The 14,657-nt window shown below is 71.5% G+C and carries 12 protein-coding genes and 2 pseudogenes; 5 read left to right on the plus strand and 9 right to left on the minus strand.

Annotated features, from left to right (window positions below; translation table 11 throughout):
* Positions 1-23 precede the first annotated feature (23 nt).
* The 4 genes from chvE to ACIQHQ_RS03140 form a co-directional block, all read right to left on the minus strand.
* Positions 24-1,136: a multiple monosaccharide ABC transporter substrate-binding protein gene (gene chvE, locus ACIQHQ_RS03125; RefSeq protein ID WP_402609510.1), complete on the minus strand. Its 1,113-nt coding sequence runs from the start codon at positions 1,134-1,136 to the stop codon at positions 24-26.
* Positions 1,137-1,275: 139 nt separating this feature from the next.
* Entirely contained in the window at positions 1,276-2,244 is a 969-nt protein-coding gene (locus ACIQHQ_RS03130) for a hypothetical protein (RefSeq protein WP_402609512.1), read from the minus strand.
* 127 nt (positions 2,245-2,371) lie between these two features.
* A complete protein-coding gene (locus ACIQHQ_RS03135; protein WP_402609514.1) occupies positions 2,372-3,376 on the minus strand; it encodes a zinc-binding dehydrogenase in 1,005 nt (334 codons plus the stop codon).
* Positions 3,373-4,536, minus strand: coding sequence for a mandelate racemase/muconate lactonizing enzyme family protein (locus ACIQHQ_RS03140; protein WP_402609516.1), 1,164 nt, complete (start codon positions 4,534-4,536; stop codon positions 3,373-3,375). Before ACIQHQ_RS03140 ends, ACIQHQ_RS03135 begins: the two co-directional genes overlap by 4 nt.
* A gap of 269 nt (positions 4,537-4,805) precedes the next feature.
* Between ACIQHQ_RS03140 and ACIQHQ_RS03145 the strand changes: the two genes are divergently transcribed.
* Positions 4,806-5,615: a hypothetical protein gene (locus ACIQHQ_RS03145; protein ID WP_402609518.1), complete on the plus strand. Its 810-nt coding sequence runs from the start codon at positions 4,806-4,808 to the stop codon at positions 5,613-5,615.
* Positions 5,616-5,684: 69 nt separating this feature from the next.
* On the opposite strand, the gene ACIQHQ_RS03150 is transcribed toward ACIQHQ_RS03145, so the two are convergent.
* Together ACIQHQ_RS03150 and ACIQHQ_RS03155 are read right to left on the minus strand one after the other, a co-directional pair.
* Positions 5,685-6,125 carry a DUF6086 family protein gene (locus ACIQHQ_RS03150; protein ID WP_402609520.1) on the minus strand — a complete coding sequence of 147 codons (441 nt, stop codon included), beginning with the start codon at positions 6,123-6,125 and terminating at the stop codon, positions 5,685-5,687.
* A gap of 325 nt (positions 6,126-6,450) precedes the next feature.
* Entirely contained in the window at positions 6,451-6,900 is a 450-nt protein-coding gene (locus ACIQHQ_RS03155; protein ID WP_402609522.1) for a MarR family winged helix-turn-helix transcriptional regulator, read from the minus strand.
* 99 nt (positions 6,901-6,999) lie between these two features.
* Between ACIQHQ_RS03155 and ACIQHQ_RS03160 the strand changes: the two genes are divergently transcribed.
* A complete protein-coding gene (locus ACIQHQ_RS03160; protein WP_402609524.1) occupies positions 7,000-8,022 on the plus strand; it encodes an NADP-dependent oxidoreductase in 1,023 nt (340 codons plus the stop codon).
* Between the two features lie 28 nt (positions 8,023-8,050).
* Positions 8,051-8,140, plus strand: a pseudogene (locus ACIQHQ_RS03165) (organic hydroperoxide resistance protein); the annotation flags it as partial.
* A gap of 68 nt (positions 8,141-8,208) precedes the next feature.
* Here the strand turns inward: ACIQHQ_RS03165 and ACIQHQ_RS03170 are convergent.
* Both ACIQHQ_RS03170 and ACIQHQ_RS03175 read right to left on the minus strand, forming a co-directional pair.
* Positions 8,209-9,354: a serine hydrolase domain-containing protein gene (locus ACIQHQ_RS03170; RefSeq protein WP_402609526.1), complete on the minus strand. Its 1,146-nt coding sequence runs from the start codon at positions 9,352-9,354 to the stop codon at positions 8,209-8,211.
* Positions 9,351-11,924 carry a M14 family zinc carboxypeptidase gene (locus ACIQHQ_RS03175; protein ID WP_402609528.1) on the minus strand — a complete coding sequence of 858 codons (2,574 nt, stop codon included), beginning with the start codon at positions 11,922-11,924 and terminating at the stop codon, positions 9,351-9,353. Before ACIQHQ_RS03175 ends, ACIQHQ_RS03170 begins: the two co-directional genes overlap by 4 nt.
* Before the next feature lie 198 nt (positions 11,925-12,122).
* Here ACIQHQ_RS03175 and ACIQHQ_RS03180 point away from each other — a divergent pair, with 198 nt between their 5' ends.
* Entirely contained in the window at positions 12,123-12,959 is an 837-nt protein-coding gene (locus ACIQHQ_RS03180; RefSeq protein WP_402609530.1) for an EI24 domain-containing protein, read from the plus strand.
* On the opposite strand, the gene ACIQHQ_RS03185 is transcribed toward ACIQHQ_RS03180, so the two are convergent.
* On the minus strand, positions 12,910-14,142 hold the full coding sequence (locus ACIQHQ_RS03185; RefSeq protein ID WP_402609532.1) for a pyroglutamyl peptidase: 1,233 nt from the start codon (positions 14,140-14,142) through the stop codon (positions 12,910-12,912). The two genes, ACIQHQ_RS03180 and ACIQHQ_RS03185, sit on opposite strands and share 50 nt — an antisense overlap.
* Positions 14,143-14,319: 177 nt before the next feature.
* Between ACIQHQ_RS03185 and ACIQHQ_RS03190 the strand changes: the two are divergent.
* Positions 14,320-14,549: pseudogene (locus tag ACIQHQ_RS03190) on the plus strand (glycoside hydrolase family 3 C-terminal domain-containing protein); the annotation flags it as partial.
* Positions 14,550-14,657: the final 108 nt, after the last annotated feature.

Here is a 14,657-nt window from a genome sequence, read left to right on the forward strand (position 1 = left end):
GAATCGTCGGTCGGTGGCGGGGACTACTTGAGGTCGCTCTCCTTGATGTACCCGGAGTCGACGACCTCCTTCTGGTAGTTCGACTTGTCGACCGCGACCGGCTCCAGCAGGTAGGCGGGAACGACCTTCACGCCGTTGTCGTAGGTCTTGGTGTCGTTGACCTCGGGCTTCTTCTTGTTGAGCAGCGCGTCGACCATGTTCGAGGACACCTTGGCGAGCTGGCGGGTGTCCTTGTAGACGGTCATCGACTGCTGCCCGGCGATGATCGACTTCACCGAGGCGACCTCGGCGTCCTGGCCCGTGACGACCGGCAGCGGCTTGCTCTTGGAGCCGTAGTCGTCGGACTTCAGCGCCGACAGGATGCCGATGGAGATGCCGTCGTAGGGGGAGAGGACGGCGTCGACCCGCTGGCTCTTGTAGGCCGAGGTCAGGATGTCGTCCATGCGCTTCTGGGCGGTGCCGCCGTCCCAGCGCAGGGTGGTGACCTGGTTGAGCTTGGTCTGGCCGGAGCGGACGACGAGCTGCTTCTTGTCGATGTAGGGCTGCAGGACGTTCATCGCGCCCTGGAAGAAGTAGCGGGTGTTGTTGTCGTCGTTGGAGCCGGCGAACAGCTCGATGTTGAAGGGGCCCTTCTTGGAGCCGTCCTTCAGGCCGAGCTTCTCGACGATGTAGCTGCCCTGGAGCTCGCCGACCTTCTCGTTGTCGAAGGAGGCGTAGTAGTCGACGTTCTGCGTACCGAGGATCAGGCGGTCGTAGGAGATGACCGGGATGTTCGCGTCCTTGGCCTGCTGGAGCACGTTGTTCATCGACTTGTTGTCGATCGCGGCGATGATCAGCGCCTTGACGCCCTGCGTGATCAGGTTCTCGACCTGCGAGACCTGCTGGTCGGGGTCGTCCTCGCCGAAGACCAGCTTGGTCTTGTAGCCCTTGGACTCCAGGTCCGCGACGACGTTCTTGCCGTCGGCGATCCAGCGCTCGGAGGACTTGGTCGGCATCGCGATGCCGATGGTGGCGCCCTTGGTGTCGCCTTCGGCCTCCTTGCCGCCACCCTCGCTGCTCTGACCGCAGGCGGACAGGGTGAGGGCGAGGGACGCGGCTCCGGCTATGGCGGTGAGGGCGGCTCGGCGGTTACGCATGATCGTCATCCTTGATCTGTGGCAGGGCTCGGTCTGAGGGGCGCGAAGGCTCCGGGTGGTCGTGCCGGAAAGACCGAGAAGAGATGTGTCGGATTGTGGTCGGCTGTGTCTTCTTTTGTGAAGCCGAGTTTCCGGAACGTTATGCCGAGATTTCGAACCGTTGCAGATCACCGGGCAGCCGGGACCCGAGCGGTGCCATGTCGCCGTCCGCGCCGTGGCGGGCGAGCAGGTCCAGGGCGAGCCGGCCGCGGCGCACCCGCTCCTTGGCGGTGGCCAGCGTCAACTCCCGCATGTGGTGCCCGTACGGGTAGATCCCGGGGGCCTTGGACAGGCCGAACTTCAGGTACAACGGCGCCCCGCGTCTGATGAGTTCGGCCACCTCGTACATCCGGACGTAGCCGCCGAGGTCGTCGGGAGCCTCGATGTACATGTCCATCGGAGCGCTCGACACCCGGCGGATCTCGGTGAGGTGATCGAGCGTCAGGTCGCTGGGCACATTGACCGAGTCGGCGCCGAGACGCTCGTAGACCGCGTACGCGGCCGGGTTGACGGGGCCGATGAGCGCGGAGACCTTCAGCGTCGTGTCGGCCGGGATGATCCCGGCGGCCCGGGCCCGGTGCAGCGTCCACAGCACGCCCTCGTCGGCGACGAGCAGGCACTGGACGCCCAGCTCCGTCGCCCTGACGGCGTCTTCGACACAGCCGGCGACGGCGTCGTGGCCGCGGGCACGCAGTCCGGCGCCCCGCGAGTCGGTACGCGTGGACCCGCCGATGTCCCAGGTGCCGCGCGGCCCGGTGAACAGGCACAGCTCGATGTCGCGTTCGGCCGTCGCCTCGACCATCTCGGTGATCTCGGCGTCGGACAGCATCCACACGCCGCTGCCCTGGCTGATCCGGTGGATCGGAACGTCCAGCCGCGAGGCCTCCTTCAGGACCACTGCCAGGGCCTCGGGACCCTCGCAGGAGGGGATCTCGGTGCGCCAGCGGCCACCGCCGGGGAAGGAGTGCGGAGAGGCGTCGGCGGGATCGGGGGCGGGCGCGTTCAGGCCCAGGGCGGTGAGCGCCTGCTCACCGGGCCTGCGTGCTGCCGGGGCGGAAGCGTCGGTCACGGGAATGTCCTTCGGTTCGATATGTCGGACGATGTTCGCGGCTCTGGGGCGCCGGGGCAAGGGGTACGGCAAAACTGGGTGTACGCCGGTACGGGCGCCGTCAGGTCGCACCCGTACCGGCGTACGTCTAGGGGCGGAGCAGGACCTTGCCCACCTTCGGATCGCCGGCCCCGACCAGCTCGATGGCCTGCGAGAACTCGGCGAGCGGCAGCTCGTGCGTCACCAGCGGCAGCGGGTCGAGCAGACCGGCGGCGAACACCCGCACCGTGTGCGCCCAGGCGTCCGGCGGCGCACCGAAGACGGTGTGCACCTCCAGCTGCCGTACGACGAGGTCGGTCGGGTCGAGGCCGTCGGCGTCCGGCGCCGGGATGCCGGTCAGGACCAGTCGGCCGCCGCGCCTGAGCAGACCGGCCGAGATCCGGGCGGCGTCCGCGGACCCGGCCGTCTCGATCACCACGTCGAAGTCGTCGGGGAGCTCCTGGTCCTTGGTCCGGAAGTCCGTCGCGCCGTACTGTCGCGACAGCGCCTCGCGGTCCCGGCGGGTGCCGACGACCAGCAGCTCGGCCGGCGAGTTCGCCTTCAGGAACTGCACGGCGAACATCCCGAGGGTGCCGGTGCCGACCACGGCGACGCGCTCGCCGGGCTGCGCGTTGCCCTTCAGCGCGGCGGCCGCGATGCAGGCGGCGGGCTCCAGGAGGGCCGCGGCCGTGAGGTCGCAGTCGTCCGGGAGGGCGTGCAGGAGGCGGGCCGGGAGGGTCAGCGTCGCTGCCATCGCGCCCGGCTGGGTGAACCCGGTCTCCTCGTACCCGGCCGTGCACAGGGTCGTGTCGCCCGCGTGGCAGCGGTCGCAGACCTGACAGTTTCGAAAGCCCTCACCGACGACCTTGCGGCCGACGAGGGACGCCGGAACACCGGCGCCCACGGCCTCCACCGTCCCGGACCACTCGTGGCCCGGGGTCAGCGGGTAGCGCACATAGCCCTCGGGGCGGTTGCCCTGGTAGACCTCGCGGTCGCTGCCGCAGATCCCGGAGGCGTGGACCCGCACCAGGGCCTCGCCCGCCTCGGGCACCCGGGGCTCGTGCGGGACGAGCCGGTGCTCGCCCGGGGCGTCGATGACGACAGCGGTGCTCACTGCGAGCCCTTCGGCTTTCGCTGTTCCCAGCCTTCCGCCCACAGGTCGAAACGGGCCTGCTGCTGGGGGAACTCGGCGGCGGCGTCGACGTCCAGCTCCACACCGAGGCCCGGGGCGTCGGAGAGGTGGAAGCAGCCGTCCTCCGGGTTCACCTGCGGCGCGCCCTTGACCACCTTCTTGATCTCCGCGTCGGCGAAGTCGTTGAAGTGCTCCAGGATCTTGAAGTTCGGCGAGGTGAAGCCGACCTGGAGGGACGCGGCGGTCAGGACCGACCCGCCCACGTTGTGGGGGGCCACGAGCATGTAGTGCGTCTCGGCGGTCGCCGCGAGCTTCCGGGTCTCCCAGATGCCACCGATGTGGCCGACGTCCGGCTGGATGATGTCGACGGCCTGGCTCTCGAACAGCTCCCGGAACTCGATCCGGTCGTGGATGCGCTCACCGGTGGCGACCGGCATGTCGACCTTGGCGGCGACCTTCTCCAGCGCCTTCAGGTTCTCCGGCGGGACCGGCTCCTCCAGCCACGCCGGCTTGAACGGCGCCAGCTCCTTGGCCAGGCGCACGGCCGTGGCGGGGGAGAAGCGGCCGTGCATCTCCAGCATCAGCTCCGCCTCGGGGCCGATGGCGTCGCGGACCGCCTCGATCAGGGAGACGGCGTACAGGGTCTGCTGGTGGTCCAGCTCGAAGTGGCCGGTGCCGAAGGGGTCGATCTTGAGCGCCCGGTAGCCGCGCTCCATGACCCCCTGGGCGGCCTTGTGGTAGGCCTCCGGGGTCCGCTCGGTGGTGTACCAGCCGTTGGCGTACGCCTTGACCTTGTCGGTGACCTTGCCGCCCAGCAGCTGCCAGACGGGGACGCCCAGGGCCTTGCCCTTGATGTCCCAGCAGGCCATCTCGATCACGGCGATACCGGACATGACGATCTCGCCCGCACGGCCGTAGTCGCCGTACTTCATACGCTTGACGAGGTCCTCGAGAGCGAAGGGGTCGGAGCCGAGGATGTGATTGGCCTCGGCCTCCTTCAGATAACCGAGAAGGGCGTCGGTGTGTCCCAGCATCCGGGTCTCGCCGACTCCAGTGATGCCCTCGTCGGTGTGCACCTGGACGTAGGTCAGGTTGCGCCACGGCGTCCCGACCACGTGTGTGCTGATTCCGGTGATGCGCACGGCGGTTTTCCCTCGCAGCTTCGTCGGCTCGGTTCTGTCAGTGTGTTGCGTCAGCATCCCGTTCGCGCTCCGGCGACCCAGTCTGTTCGAGATTTCGGCACACGTTCGAAATGCTGGCGTGACAGTAAGGATCTCGCGGCGGGGGTGTCAATGGGTCGCGCACATAACGCTTTCGACAGTTTCGACCCCATGGAGGGACCGTGTCCCTACAGAACCTTCACAGATGGATCTAGGAACGTGACCGGCGCGGAACTTAATCTTCCCGCGTCATGGACTACTGCGACCCGTGCCGTCGGCACCTCAACGGCGCCCTTGCCTGCCCGGGGTGCGGCACCTCGGCCGAAGCGCTGCGCCGGCCCGAGCCGGAGTACGACGGCTACGGCGTCACCGCGTCCGGGAGCGCGGACGGCGCCCCGGAAGGGCCTGCGGAGTCGTATGCGCCGGACGGCGTACGCGGTGGCGACGATGAAGAGGACGAAGACGGCGGCGACGGCGAGCAGCTGGGTCGTGCCGTGCGGCGTCGTGGGCGGGGTCGAGGGCCGGCCGCCGACGGCCCGGGCGCGGCGAGCCGGCGGGACCGCAAGGCCGCCGCACACCGCCGGCGCCGGCGCCGGGCCCTCTTCGTGGCAGCCGGGTTCGTGCTGGCCGCGGGGGGCCTGAGCCTGGCAGAGCTCGGCATGGACGCCCCGGCCTCCGCGCCCAGGCCGGCCGCGGCCGGAGGCGAGTCCCCGGACGGAGATGCGTCGGCCGAGGTGGCGGAGCCGGGTGGCGCCCCGGGCGGCGAGGCGGGAGCTGGCGGCGCGTCGGATTCCCCGTCCCCGGACGCATCCGGGTCACCCTCCACGTCGGCGTCCCCGAAGGACGGCGCCTCGGAGTCCCCGACGGGCGACGAGCCGAGCGAGGACGCCGAGTCGGCCACGGCGGCTGATTCCCCCGGCCGCCCGACCGCCGCACCCACGGCCGCTCCGCCGGCCCCGGCCCCGGCCCCGACGCCGACCTCGGACCCGACCACCCCGGCTCCCGAACCGGAACCGAGCCCGTCCCAGACGTGCAACCGGTTCCTGTGGTGGTGCACCTGAACGACGTTCCTCATGGTGAACTCTCGGGTGGCGGACGGGCAATCGGTTCGTCGGGCGCGGTTGCCCCGGTCAGCGGGGCATGCGGCGACCCAGCTCGCGTGCCTTCTCGCGCAGGCCCGCCGCCCAAGATCCGCCTTCCGGCGGGGCGGACATCCCTGTGACGGCCGAGACCTGCGCGTCTTCGAGCGGGCCGTCCGGGGCGGCGCCGAGCTCTGCCCAGTCCACCTCGATTCCGGCGCGCTCTGCGAGGGCCAGCACAGTGGCGGTGAAGCCGTCGGAGAGTGTCAGCACGATGGCGTGGCTCGTTGCTCGATGGTGCGCCAGCAGGGCGTTGACGAAGGTCTCGAAGGTGACCAAGTCGATCTGGCACTCGTCGTTCTCCATGGGGCCGATACCCGACGAGAGTTCCAGTTCCGCCTCGAACACCGCTACGTGCCGCCGGAACATGCGGGAGGCCCCATGGGACGGGTTCCACAGGGTCTCGTCGCCCATGTCGAAGTACTGGCTCATCGTGGCCCCTTCAGCCGGTACGGGCAGGCCGGCGTATCCAGTCGGATCATCACCGTCGTCAGTGTGACGCCCTGTCCGGACGGCGGTCGAGGATGTGGGCTGTGGCGATGCCGACGAAGGCGAGGAAGTGCTCGCTCTCGTTCGGCGGCGCAGGCGCTGGCGGCCTGCCGGCCACGTCACCGGTCGCTCTACGACCCGGCGGTGACGGCCCAACCGCTTCGAGGACTCGGTCTCCTTGCGGCGATGCGGTGGGCGATACCGTGCTGGCGGAGCCATCGGGGCAGGCGGTCGTATGCCGCCGCAAGCTGACGGCACCGCCCCCGACTCAGCCCAGCATCCGCCGCAACGCGTCCCGCAACGCCACCCGCTCATCCTCGGAAAGCCCGGCCAGGGGCTCCCGGGCGAACCGCAGTGACTCCCGCAGGCTCCGGGCCACCCGCCGCCCCTCCGGCGTGGCCGCCGCCACCTTCACCCGCCGGTCGGCGGGAGCCGGCTGCCGCTCGACCAGCCCCCGCGCCTCCAGCCGGTCGACGATGCCCGTCACATTGGACGGCTCGCACTTCAGCTGCTGGGCCAGCCTCCGCATGGGCAGTGGCTCGAGACACAGCAGGCTGAGCAGCCGTGCCTGTGCGCCGGTCAGGGCATGCTCCGCCGCCGCCGACTCGTAGTCCTCGTGGAACCGCGCCACGACCTCCCCGATCAGCTCGACGACCTCGAGGGTCAACGGATCCGGGCGGCTGGTCGTGTCGCGGGGAGTCGGTGTGGTGGAGGCCATGCGTCCAGGGTACCCGTTTATTTGACAACCTGAAATTTTCAGGAGCATGGTTGTTTCAGGTACTGAAACATTCATCGAGCCAGTGAGGTAAGGCGCATCATGACCGACACCCCCACCCTCCCCGCCGTCAGCCGCGAGTGGCACCTGGCGAGCCGCCCCGTCGGCTGGCCGAAGCCCGAGGACTTCGCCTTCGTCGAGGTGGAGGTCCCGCAGCCGGGCGAGGGGCAGGTCCTCGTCCGGAACACGTACCTCTCCGTGGACCCGTACATGCGCGGCCGGATGAGCGACGCGAAGTCCTACGTCGCCCCGTTCGAGATCGGCAAGGTCATGCAGGGCGGCGCGGTCGGCGAGGTCGTGGCCTCGAACGCCGAGGGGCTGTCCGTCGGGGATCACGTGCTGCACTTCTTCGGGTGGCGTGAGTACGCGGTCGTCCATGGGAAGAACGCCGTGAAGGTGGACCCGGAGGCCGCGCCGCTGTCGACGTACCTCGGTGTGCTGGGCATGACCGGCCTCACCGCCTACGCGGGTCTGCTGCGGACCGCCGCCTTCAAGGAGGGCGACACCGTCTTCGTGTCCGGCGCCGCCGGTGCCGTGGGCGGTCAGGTCGGGCAGATCGCCAAGCTGAAGGGCGCCTCGCGGGTCATCGGCTCCGCCGGGTCGGACGAGAAGGTCAAGCTCCTCGTGGAGGAGTACGGCTTCGATGCCGCCTTCAACTACAAGGACGGGCCCGTCGCCAAGCAGCTGCGCGCCGCCGCCCCCGACGGGATCGACGTCTACTTCGACAACGTCGGCGGTGACCACCTGGAGGCGGCCATCGGTTCCCTCAACGAGGGCGGCAGGATCGCCGTCTGCGGCATGATCTCCGTCTACAACAACACCGAGCCCGCCCCGGGACCGAAGAACCTCGCCCGCCTGATCGCCACCCGCGGCCGCATCGAGGGCTTCCTGGTCGGGGACCACTACGACCTCCAGCCGCAGTTCGTGCAGGAGGTCGCCCCCTGGGTCGCCTCCGGCGAGCTGAAGTACCGCGAGACCGTCGTCGAGGGCATCGAGAACAACCTGGAGGCGTTCCTGGGTGTGCTGCGGGGCGACAACACCGGGAAGATGATCGTCAAGCTCTGACGCGGCCGGCATCCCGAAGGCCGGCCGGCGCACCGCCCGGTCGCCGATCGAGAAGGCCCACGAGGTGTGCCCGTACTCGAAGGGGACGCGCGGCGACATCACCGTGACGCTGGTCTGACGACGGTCGTTGCACAGACGGAGGCCGCACCCTTGGACGTGGGGTGCGGCCTTTGCCCGTGCCCGGGCTCAGAGGGCGAGCGCCGCCGCGTGGACCGCCCGCACCAGGCGGTTGTTCTCCGGGGCCGCCCCGCCGGGGAAGGCGAACCTGCGGCGCGTGTAGCCGTAGGCGAGGCCGCTCCACGGGTCCGCGAACGCCTGGGAGCCGCCCGCGCCGCTGTGCCCGATCGTCCCGGCCCCGAGGAACGGGTACCACGTGTCAGCCGTCATCTGGAAGCCCAGCCCGAACGACTTGTGCGCCCGGGCCACCAGGTCGTAACCGGCCGAGTGGACCTGGCCGAACTCCGCCACCGTGTCGGGCTTCAGCAGCGCCGGCTGCTCGCCCACCTCGCTGATCGCCGCGGCGTACATCCCCGCCAGGCCCCGTGCGGAGGCCACCCCGCCCACCGATGCCGGGCCCTTCGCCCGGATCAGCGGCATGTTCGGAAGGGAGACCAGGTCGGTCGGCTCCGCCGCGTTGCCGTTGAACGCGATCGAGGCGAGCGCGTGCGGACCCGAGGGCGTGGCGTCGAGGAGGGCCTGCTGCTCGGGAGTCGGGTCCATCGGCTGGGTGCCGCGGAAGCGGCGTTCCTCGGGCGCGGGCAACCCCAGGTGGAAGTCCAGGCCGTACGGGCTCCTTATCCGCTCCTGGTAGAGCTCCTGGAGCGTGCGGCCGGTCGCGCGGCGGACGACCTCACCGGCCAGGGCCCCGGCGACCAGGGCGTGATAGCCGAACGCCGTGCCGGGGCGCCAGAACGGCCGCTGGTCGGCGAGGCGCTCGGCGAGCTGGCGGTCGTCCGCCAGCTCCGCGAGGGTGAAGCCGCTGTCCGTGCCGACCACGCCCGCCCGGTGCGCCAGCAGATCCCGCAGTGTCAGGGCGCCCTTGCCCTCGGCCGCGAACTCCGGCCAGTAGTACGTCACCTTGCGGTCCAGTTCGAGCGTGCCGTCCTGGACGAGCAGGGCCACGACCAGATAGGCGGCGCCCTTGGTGGACGAGAACACACCGTAGAGGGCGTCCGCGCCGGTCCCCACCCACAGATCGACGACCTTGCGGCCGCGGACGTAGGCGCACAGCTGCCCCTCGTAGTCGGATCGCTCCCCGGCGACGAACGCGGAGAACTCCTCGCGCACCGCCTCGAAGCCGTCCGCCACGGTGCCGTGGATCTCCTGCGTCATCCGCTCTCCTCAACTGAACCGCTGTGTGCCACTGTGAACAATGCCCTCGCCACCTGCGGGAATTCCCCCTTGGGATGGTCCCGGAAGAGTGGTTCGGTACCGAAAAGGACCGTCTGGCCTCCGCTGACGACCGACGCCTGTCCGGCGGCGCCGGCCGGACCACCAAAGCCGCCGGGCAGCGGCCGCCAGTGCCCGGAGACCAGCGGGTTCCCGGTCGCGTACGACTGCTCCACGCGGACGCCCGGGCCGGGGTCGGTGAACCAGAGCGGGGCGTAGACGAAGCCGTGCGCCGGCGCGCCGCGCGTCAGGGCGCCCGAGTTCGTCACCCGCACCACGCCGTTGGCGTCTTTGTTGCCCTCCACCGGCTTGACGGCCAGCAGGCCCGCCGCCGCGTTCAGGGCCGCTCCCGTCGCGCCCCGGCCGACCAGGCCATGGCCGTCGAGGAAGGACTCCAGGGCCTGGCGGGCGGGGGCGGTCAGGGCCGCGTGGTCCAGCCCGGCGGACACGAACAGCACGTCCGTGCCCGACCAGTCGAAGCCCGCGTTCAGGACGGCCGTCGAGACCGGTGTGACGTCGAAGCCCATCTCCCGCAGGGCGAACAGCTCACCCGGCGTGACGGCGGCGGCGACGCGAAGGCGGTGCAGCCGTGCGGTGCCGGTGTCCCGCGTCGCCGAGAAGGAGACGTCGTGGGCGCGGGCGGCGGTGAGCGCCGCACGGCGGGCCGACGCCGGGACGATCACGCTGCCGTCCGTCGCGCCGCGGACCGGAACGCCCCGCCGCAGCAGCGAGTTGAGGGCGGCGACCTCGCGCGGATCGGTCAGCCGCAGCCGGAGACCGCCACGAGCGGGCACGTGGGCGACGGGCGTGGCCTGGCCGATCGCGCGCAGGGGCGCGCCCCGCAGGCTGCCGGAGGGCACCCGCTCGACGGTGGCGCCCCACAAACGGCCCAGGCTCCAGCCGGAGATGTCGTACATCACCGACACCTCGTCGCTGATGTCCCGGCCGTCCGCCAGCAGCACGTTCGCCATGCCGCGCTTGGGCTGGTGCATGTCGACGACGTACGAGCCGCCGGGGTAGGTCCGTCCGGCGAGCCGGAAGGGGCGGGTGGCGCGGGTGACACGGACGTCGTTGGCGAGGAGATGATCGACCAGGCGCGCCGCGGCCGGGGCCGAGCGCTGGGTACGGGCCGTGCCGGGCGGGATGACGTAGGCGCGCGGGAACGTCGTCGTGTAGACGTCCTCCGGGCCGATCCCGGGGACGCCGGGGACCGTCTCCGGGGACACCGGCACCTGCGGGGCTCCCGTCGCGCCGCGGCGGAAGACCTCGATCTGATCGGTGATCAGGGTGCCGCGGTGCTCGCGGACGTGGGTCAGGGTCGCGCGGATCGCCGCGCCGGCCACGGCCGTGTTGATCGCCGCGCGGCGGCGCAGCTCCGGGACGGGCAGCTCGTCGTACTCCTCGTTGTTCACCGCCAGCGGGATCTCCACGGTGTGGGCGGCCACCGTGCCGTGGAAGGCCGCGTACTGCGGGGTGAAGATCGGCGGCCAGTCGTCCCAGCCCTCCTGCTGGTCGCGGAAGGGGATCTGCGCCGGTTCGACGCCGTCCTTCGCGGGCGTGTAGCCGAGGGCGTCGACCGCGGACTCCATGCCGAGCGCGTTGGCGTAGGTGTTCTTCAGGAAGAGGTCGTACTCGTAGTTCTCGCCGTGCGGGGGAGTGGTCGGCTCGATGAGGGTGCCGTTGACGTAACCGTGCAGGTCGAGCAGGACGGCCGGCTGCTTGCCGAGTTCGATCTGCCGCATCACCCGCGTCTCGGGCTGGGAGGCGGTGACGAAGTCCCGGTTCAGGTCGAACCCGTTGGCGTTGGCGCGGGTTCCGGCGATGCGGCCGTCCGGGTTGGCCGTGATGTTGAAGTACAGGCGGCTGTGCGCGAGGAGGTCCCTGGTCTTGGCGTCCCGGGCCGTCGCGAGCTGCTCGATGACCTTCAGGGAGGCGTCCGTGCCCTCCCACTCGTTGCCGTGGATGTTGCTGTTGACGAAGACCGGGGTCTTGTAATCACGCTTGATCTCGGGGGACTTGGCCGCCGCCGCGGGCGCGTTCCCGATCAGCTCGCGCATCCGCTCCTGGGCGCGGGCCTGCCGGGCGCTCTCCGGGGCGGTGACGGTGACGAGGTACAGCCGCCGGCCGCCGGCCGAGCGGCCGGTGACCTCCACACTCACCCGGTCGCCGAGGCGCTGAAGCGCGTTCAGCTTCGGGGCGATCGCGTGGTACGGCGTGAGGCCCAGCTTCAGGGATCTGTCGCCCGGGTTCTCCGGGTCGGGGGAGAGGGTCCGGCGGCGGGGGTAACCACGGTCGGCCGTCGCGCCGGAGGCCTCCTGCGGGGCGGCCAGGGCCCTGAGGGCCGCGCTCTCGGGTGCCCGGGCCGCCCGGTCGTCCGCACCGGCACCCTCCCGGGTGACGGGCTTCGGGTCCGCGCCGGCCGTGCCGGGGGCGAGCAGAGGTGCCCCCGCCGTGGCGAGGGCGAGGGTGACGATCAGCGCGGGTCTCGCAGGAACGGTTCTCGTGGTGCGCACGCGTACCTCCTCCTGGGGCTTCCTGAGATCGGTACGGCGAGGTGTACCGGTTCGACTCAACGGCAACAAGGGCGCCTTGGTGTCACCGGTGACCCGGATGGCTCCACCCGGCGCGCCCCGCCCGATCCGGGCGGCCTGTGACCGCGGTGTGACCGGAGCGCGTCAAGAGCGCGACAGGGGCCCGGATAGGGTTTCCCCATGCGCGATCTAGGGACGGGTTTCCGGTACCTCCTGAAGGGCCAGCGATGGGTGGCCCGGCACGGCAGGAGCTACGGCTTCGGGCTGCTCCCGGGCCTGATCACCCTCGTCCTGTACGCGGCGGCGCTGGTCGCGCTGGCGCAGTGGGGCGAGGACGCCGTCACCTGGGCGACGCCCTTCGCCGACGGCTGGTCCGGCCCCTGGCTCGGCCTCTTCCGCGGCTTCCTGACCGCCGTACTGTTCGCCCTGGCCCTGCTCCTCGCCGTCGTGACGTTCACCGCGGTGACCCTGCTGATCGGGCAGCCCTTCTACGAAAGCCTCTCCGAGAAGGTCGACCGTGACGTGTCGCCGGACGGGCACGCCCCCGAGTCGGGCCTGCCGCTCTGGCGCGAACTGTGGATCTCCGCCCGCGACAGCCTCCGGATCGTGCTGCGGGCCGCCCTGTGGGGTGTGCTGCTGTTCGCCTGCGGCTTCATCCCGGTGGTCGGGCAGACGGTCGTCCCGGTGCTCGGATTCTTCGTCACCGGGTTCTTCCTCACCGAGGAACTGACCGCCGTCGCCCTCCAGCGCCGCGGTGTCGAACTGCGCACCCGCCTCACCCTGCTGCGCTCCCGGAAGACCCTGGTCTGGGGCTTCGGCACGCCGCTCGCGGCGTCCTTCCTGGTGCCGTTCGTCGCGGTGTTCCTGATGCCGGGCGCGGTCGCGGGCGCCACCCTCATGGCACGTGACCTGCTGGGCGAGGAGATCGACGAGGGCGGCGCGGGCGGCGAGAAGGGCGACGGGGCCGTCACGCCCCTTCCGCAGCCACCCTCAGGATCGCCCTCACCTGGGCGATGATGTCCAGCCGGTTCCGCACGAACTCCGGGTCGGTGATCTCCGTGGCGTTCCCGGCGCCGAACTGCAGCACCGGTGTGTGCACATGCCCGCCCGGCAGGGTGTCGTGCAGCCCCAGCCGGTCCCGCAGCAGCGTCGCCCGGTAGGCGATCTCGTTGGAGAGGTAGTCCCCGCCACCGCCCGCGCGAGCGGTGGAGCCGGGCGTCGGCCCGTCGGGGCGTACGACGGGCTCGGTGCCGCCGGCCGGGATCTCGGTGACGCCGGTGTTGTCGTACACGGGGAAGCGGCCGGTGTGCGCGGCGACGATCGCCGCGTGGGGCAGGGTGGTCGTCGTCCACTGCGGCTGCGAGGCCGGGTCGCTGACCGGCACGGTCTCGGTGCGGCCGATGCCGTCGTTGTCCCCGAAGCCGCCCCGCCAGGCCCCGTTGGTCCGCTCGATGTCGAACCTCCCGACGCGACCCTGGCTCACCGTCGCGAACAGGTCGGCCTCGGGCAGGCGCGGCCGCAGGGTCCGCTCCACGGTGCCGTCGGTGAAGTCCCGCCAGCGCACCGGGAAGACGGCCGTCTCGATCCGGGCCGGACCGTCCGCTGTCTCGATCACCGTGCCGTCGAGGGCCAGCGCGGTGGCGCCGGACGGGTTGGAGATACGGATGTCCCGGTCCAGCGTGAACGGGTCGAAGCCGGTGAGCAGGATCCGCTTCAGGCCCTTGCCGTGCGGATAACCGATGGTGTCCTGGCCGCGCGAGGCGCGCTCCAGTTCGTCCAGCACCGCGGCCCGCTGCCGGTCCGTCAGGCCGAACTCGGGCTCCCAGGTGCGCACGGCACGTGTCATGCCGAGCCGCGCCCAGTACAGGGGCCGGTCGTCGTCGCGGCTGAGGTCCCCGGCGAGGGGACCCCGCCCCTGCGCCCGATCGACCGCACGCTGCCACAGCCGCGTGCCCTCGCGCGTGACCGCCCGGCGGGCCTCCCCGTAGGAGCGGGCCCCGTCGAGGGCCCGCGCCAATCGCGGGGCCACGGTGTCGAATCCGGAGCGGCGCAGGATCTCCTGGGGCACCGCACGGTCGAGGCGCTGCTCCTCGACGGTGGGAGCGGGTGCCGCCGGGGCGGCGCTCGCGGCCGTCGGGGTGGTGAGGCCGGCCAGCAGGGCGAGGCCGAGGAAGCCGAGGCGAACGGGTATGGATGTCAAGGGTGTTCGGGCCTTCCGTCGCGGTGGGGGGTCGGTGCCGGACGGCCGCAGTATCGCGTGAGGTGTGGGGTCCACGCCATGGATGGGGGCGCGGGGCTCGTGTGGGGCTCGGACGCCGATCTTCGCCGTCGCCTCCCGTACCGAGTCCGGGAAGGCCGAGGCGGCGGGGGTCAGGGACCGGTCGTCACCGACCTGCCCGGCCCCGTCGACGGCGAGGCGCTCGCCCGCGAGATCGCCCGCCGCTCCTTCGTCCTCGTGCGTAACGAGAACGGCGTGCTGCCGCGAGGCCCGGCCGGGTCGCGTTGATCGGCGCCGCCGCCCGCGACGCCCGCGTGCTTGGCGGCGGCTCCGCCACCGTCGTCCCCGCCCGGGTCGTCTCCCTGCTCGATGGCGTCACCGCCGCCCTCCGACGGCACCCCGGCCCGGCCGGGTCGCGTTGATCGGCGCCGCCGCCCGCGACGCCCGCGTGCTTGGCGGCGGCTCCGCCACCGTCGTCCCCGCCCGGGTCGTCTCCC

This window comes from Streptomyces sp. NPDC092370 (assembly GCF_044755265.1).
GTDB lineage: Bacteria > Actinomycetota > Actinomycetes > Streptomycetales > Streptomycetaceae > Streptomyces.

What these genes read in the sequence shown, in the direction of transcription:
- chvE (WP_402609510.1), bottom strand. Translation starts at nt 1,136, where the DNA reads ATGCGTAACCGCCGAGCCGCCCTCACCGCCATAGCCGGAGCCGCGTCC.
- ACIQHQ_RS03145 (WP_402609518.1), top strand. Translation starts at nt 4,806, where the DNA reads ATGGACTACTGCGACCCGTGCCGTCGGCACCTCAACGGCGCCCTTGCC.
- ACIQHQ_RS03150 (WP_402609520.1), bottom strand. Translation starts at nt 6,125, where the DNA reads ATGAGCCAGTACTTCGACATGGGCGACGAGACCCTGTGGAACCCGTCC.
- ACIQHQ_RS03155 (WP_402609522.1), bottom strand. Translation starts at nt 6,900, where the DNA reads ATGGCCTCCACCACACCGACTCCCCGCGACACGACCAGCCGCCCGGAT.
- ACIQHQ_RS03160 (WP_402609524.1), top strand. Translation starts at nt 7,000, where the DNA reads ATGACCGACACCCCCACCCTCCCCGCCGTCAGCCGCGAGTGGCACCTG.
- ACIQHQ_RS03170 (WP_402609526.1), bottom strand. Translation starts at nt 9,354, where the DNA reads ATGACGCAGGAGATCCACGGCACCGTGGCGGACGGCTTCGAGGCGGTG.
- ACIQHQ_RS03180 (WP_402609530.1), top strand. Translation starts at nt 12,123, where the DNA reads ATGCGCGATCTAGGGACGGGTTTCCGGTACCTCCTGAAGGGCCAGCGA.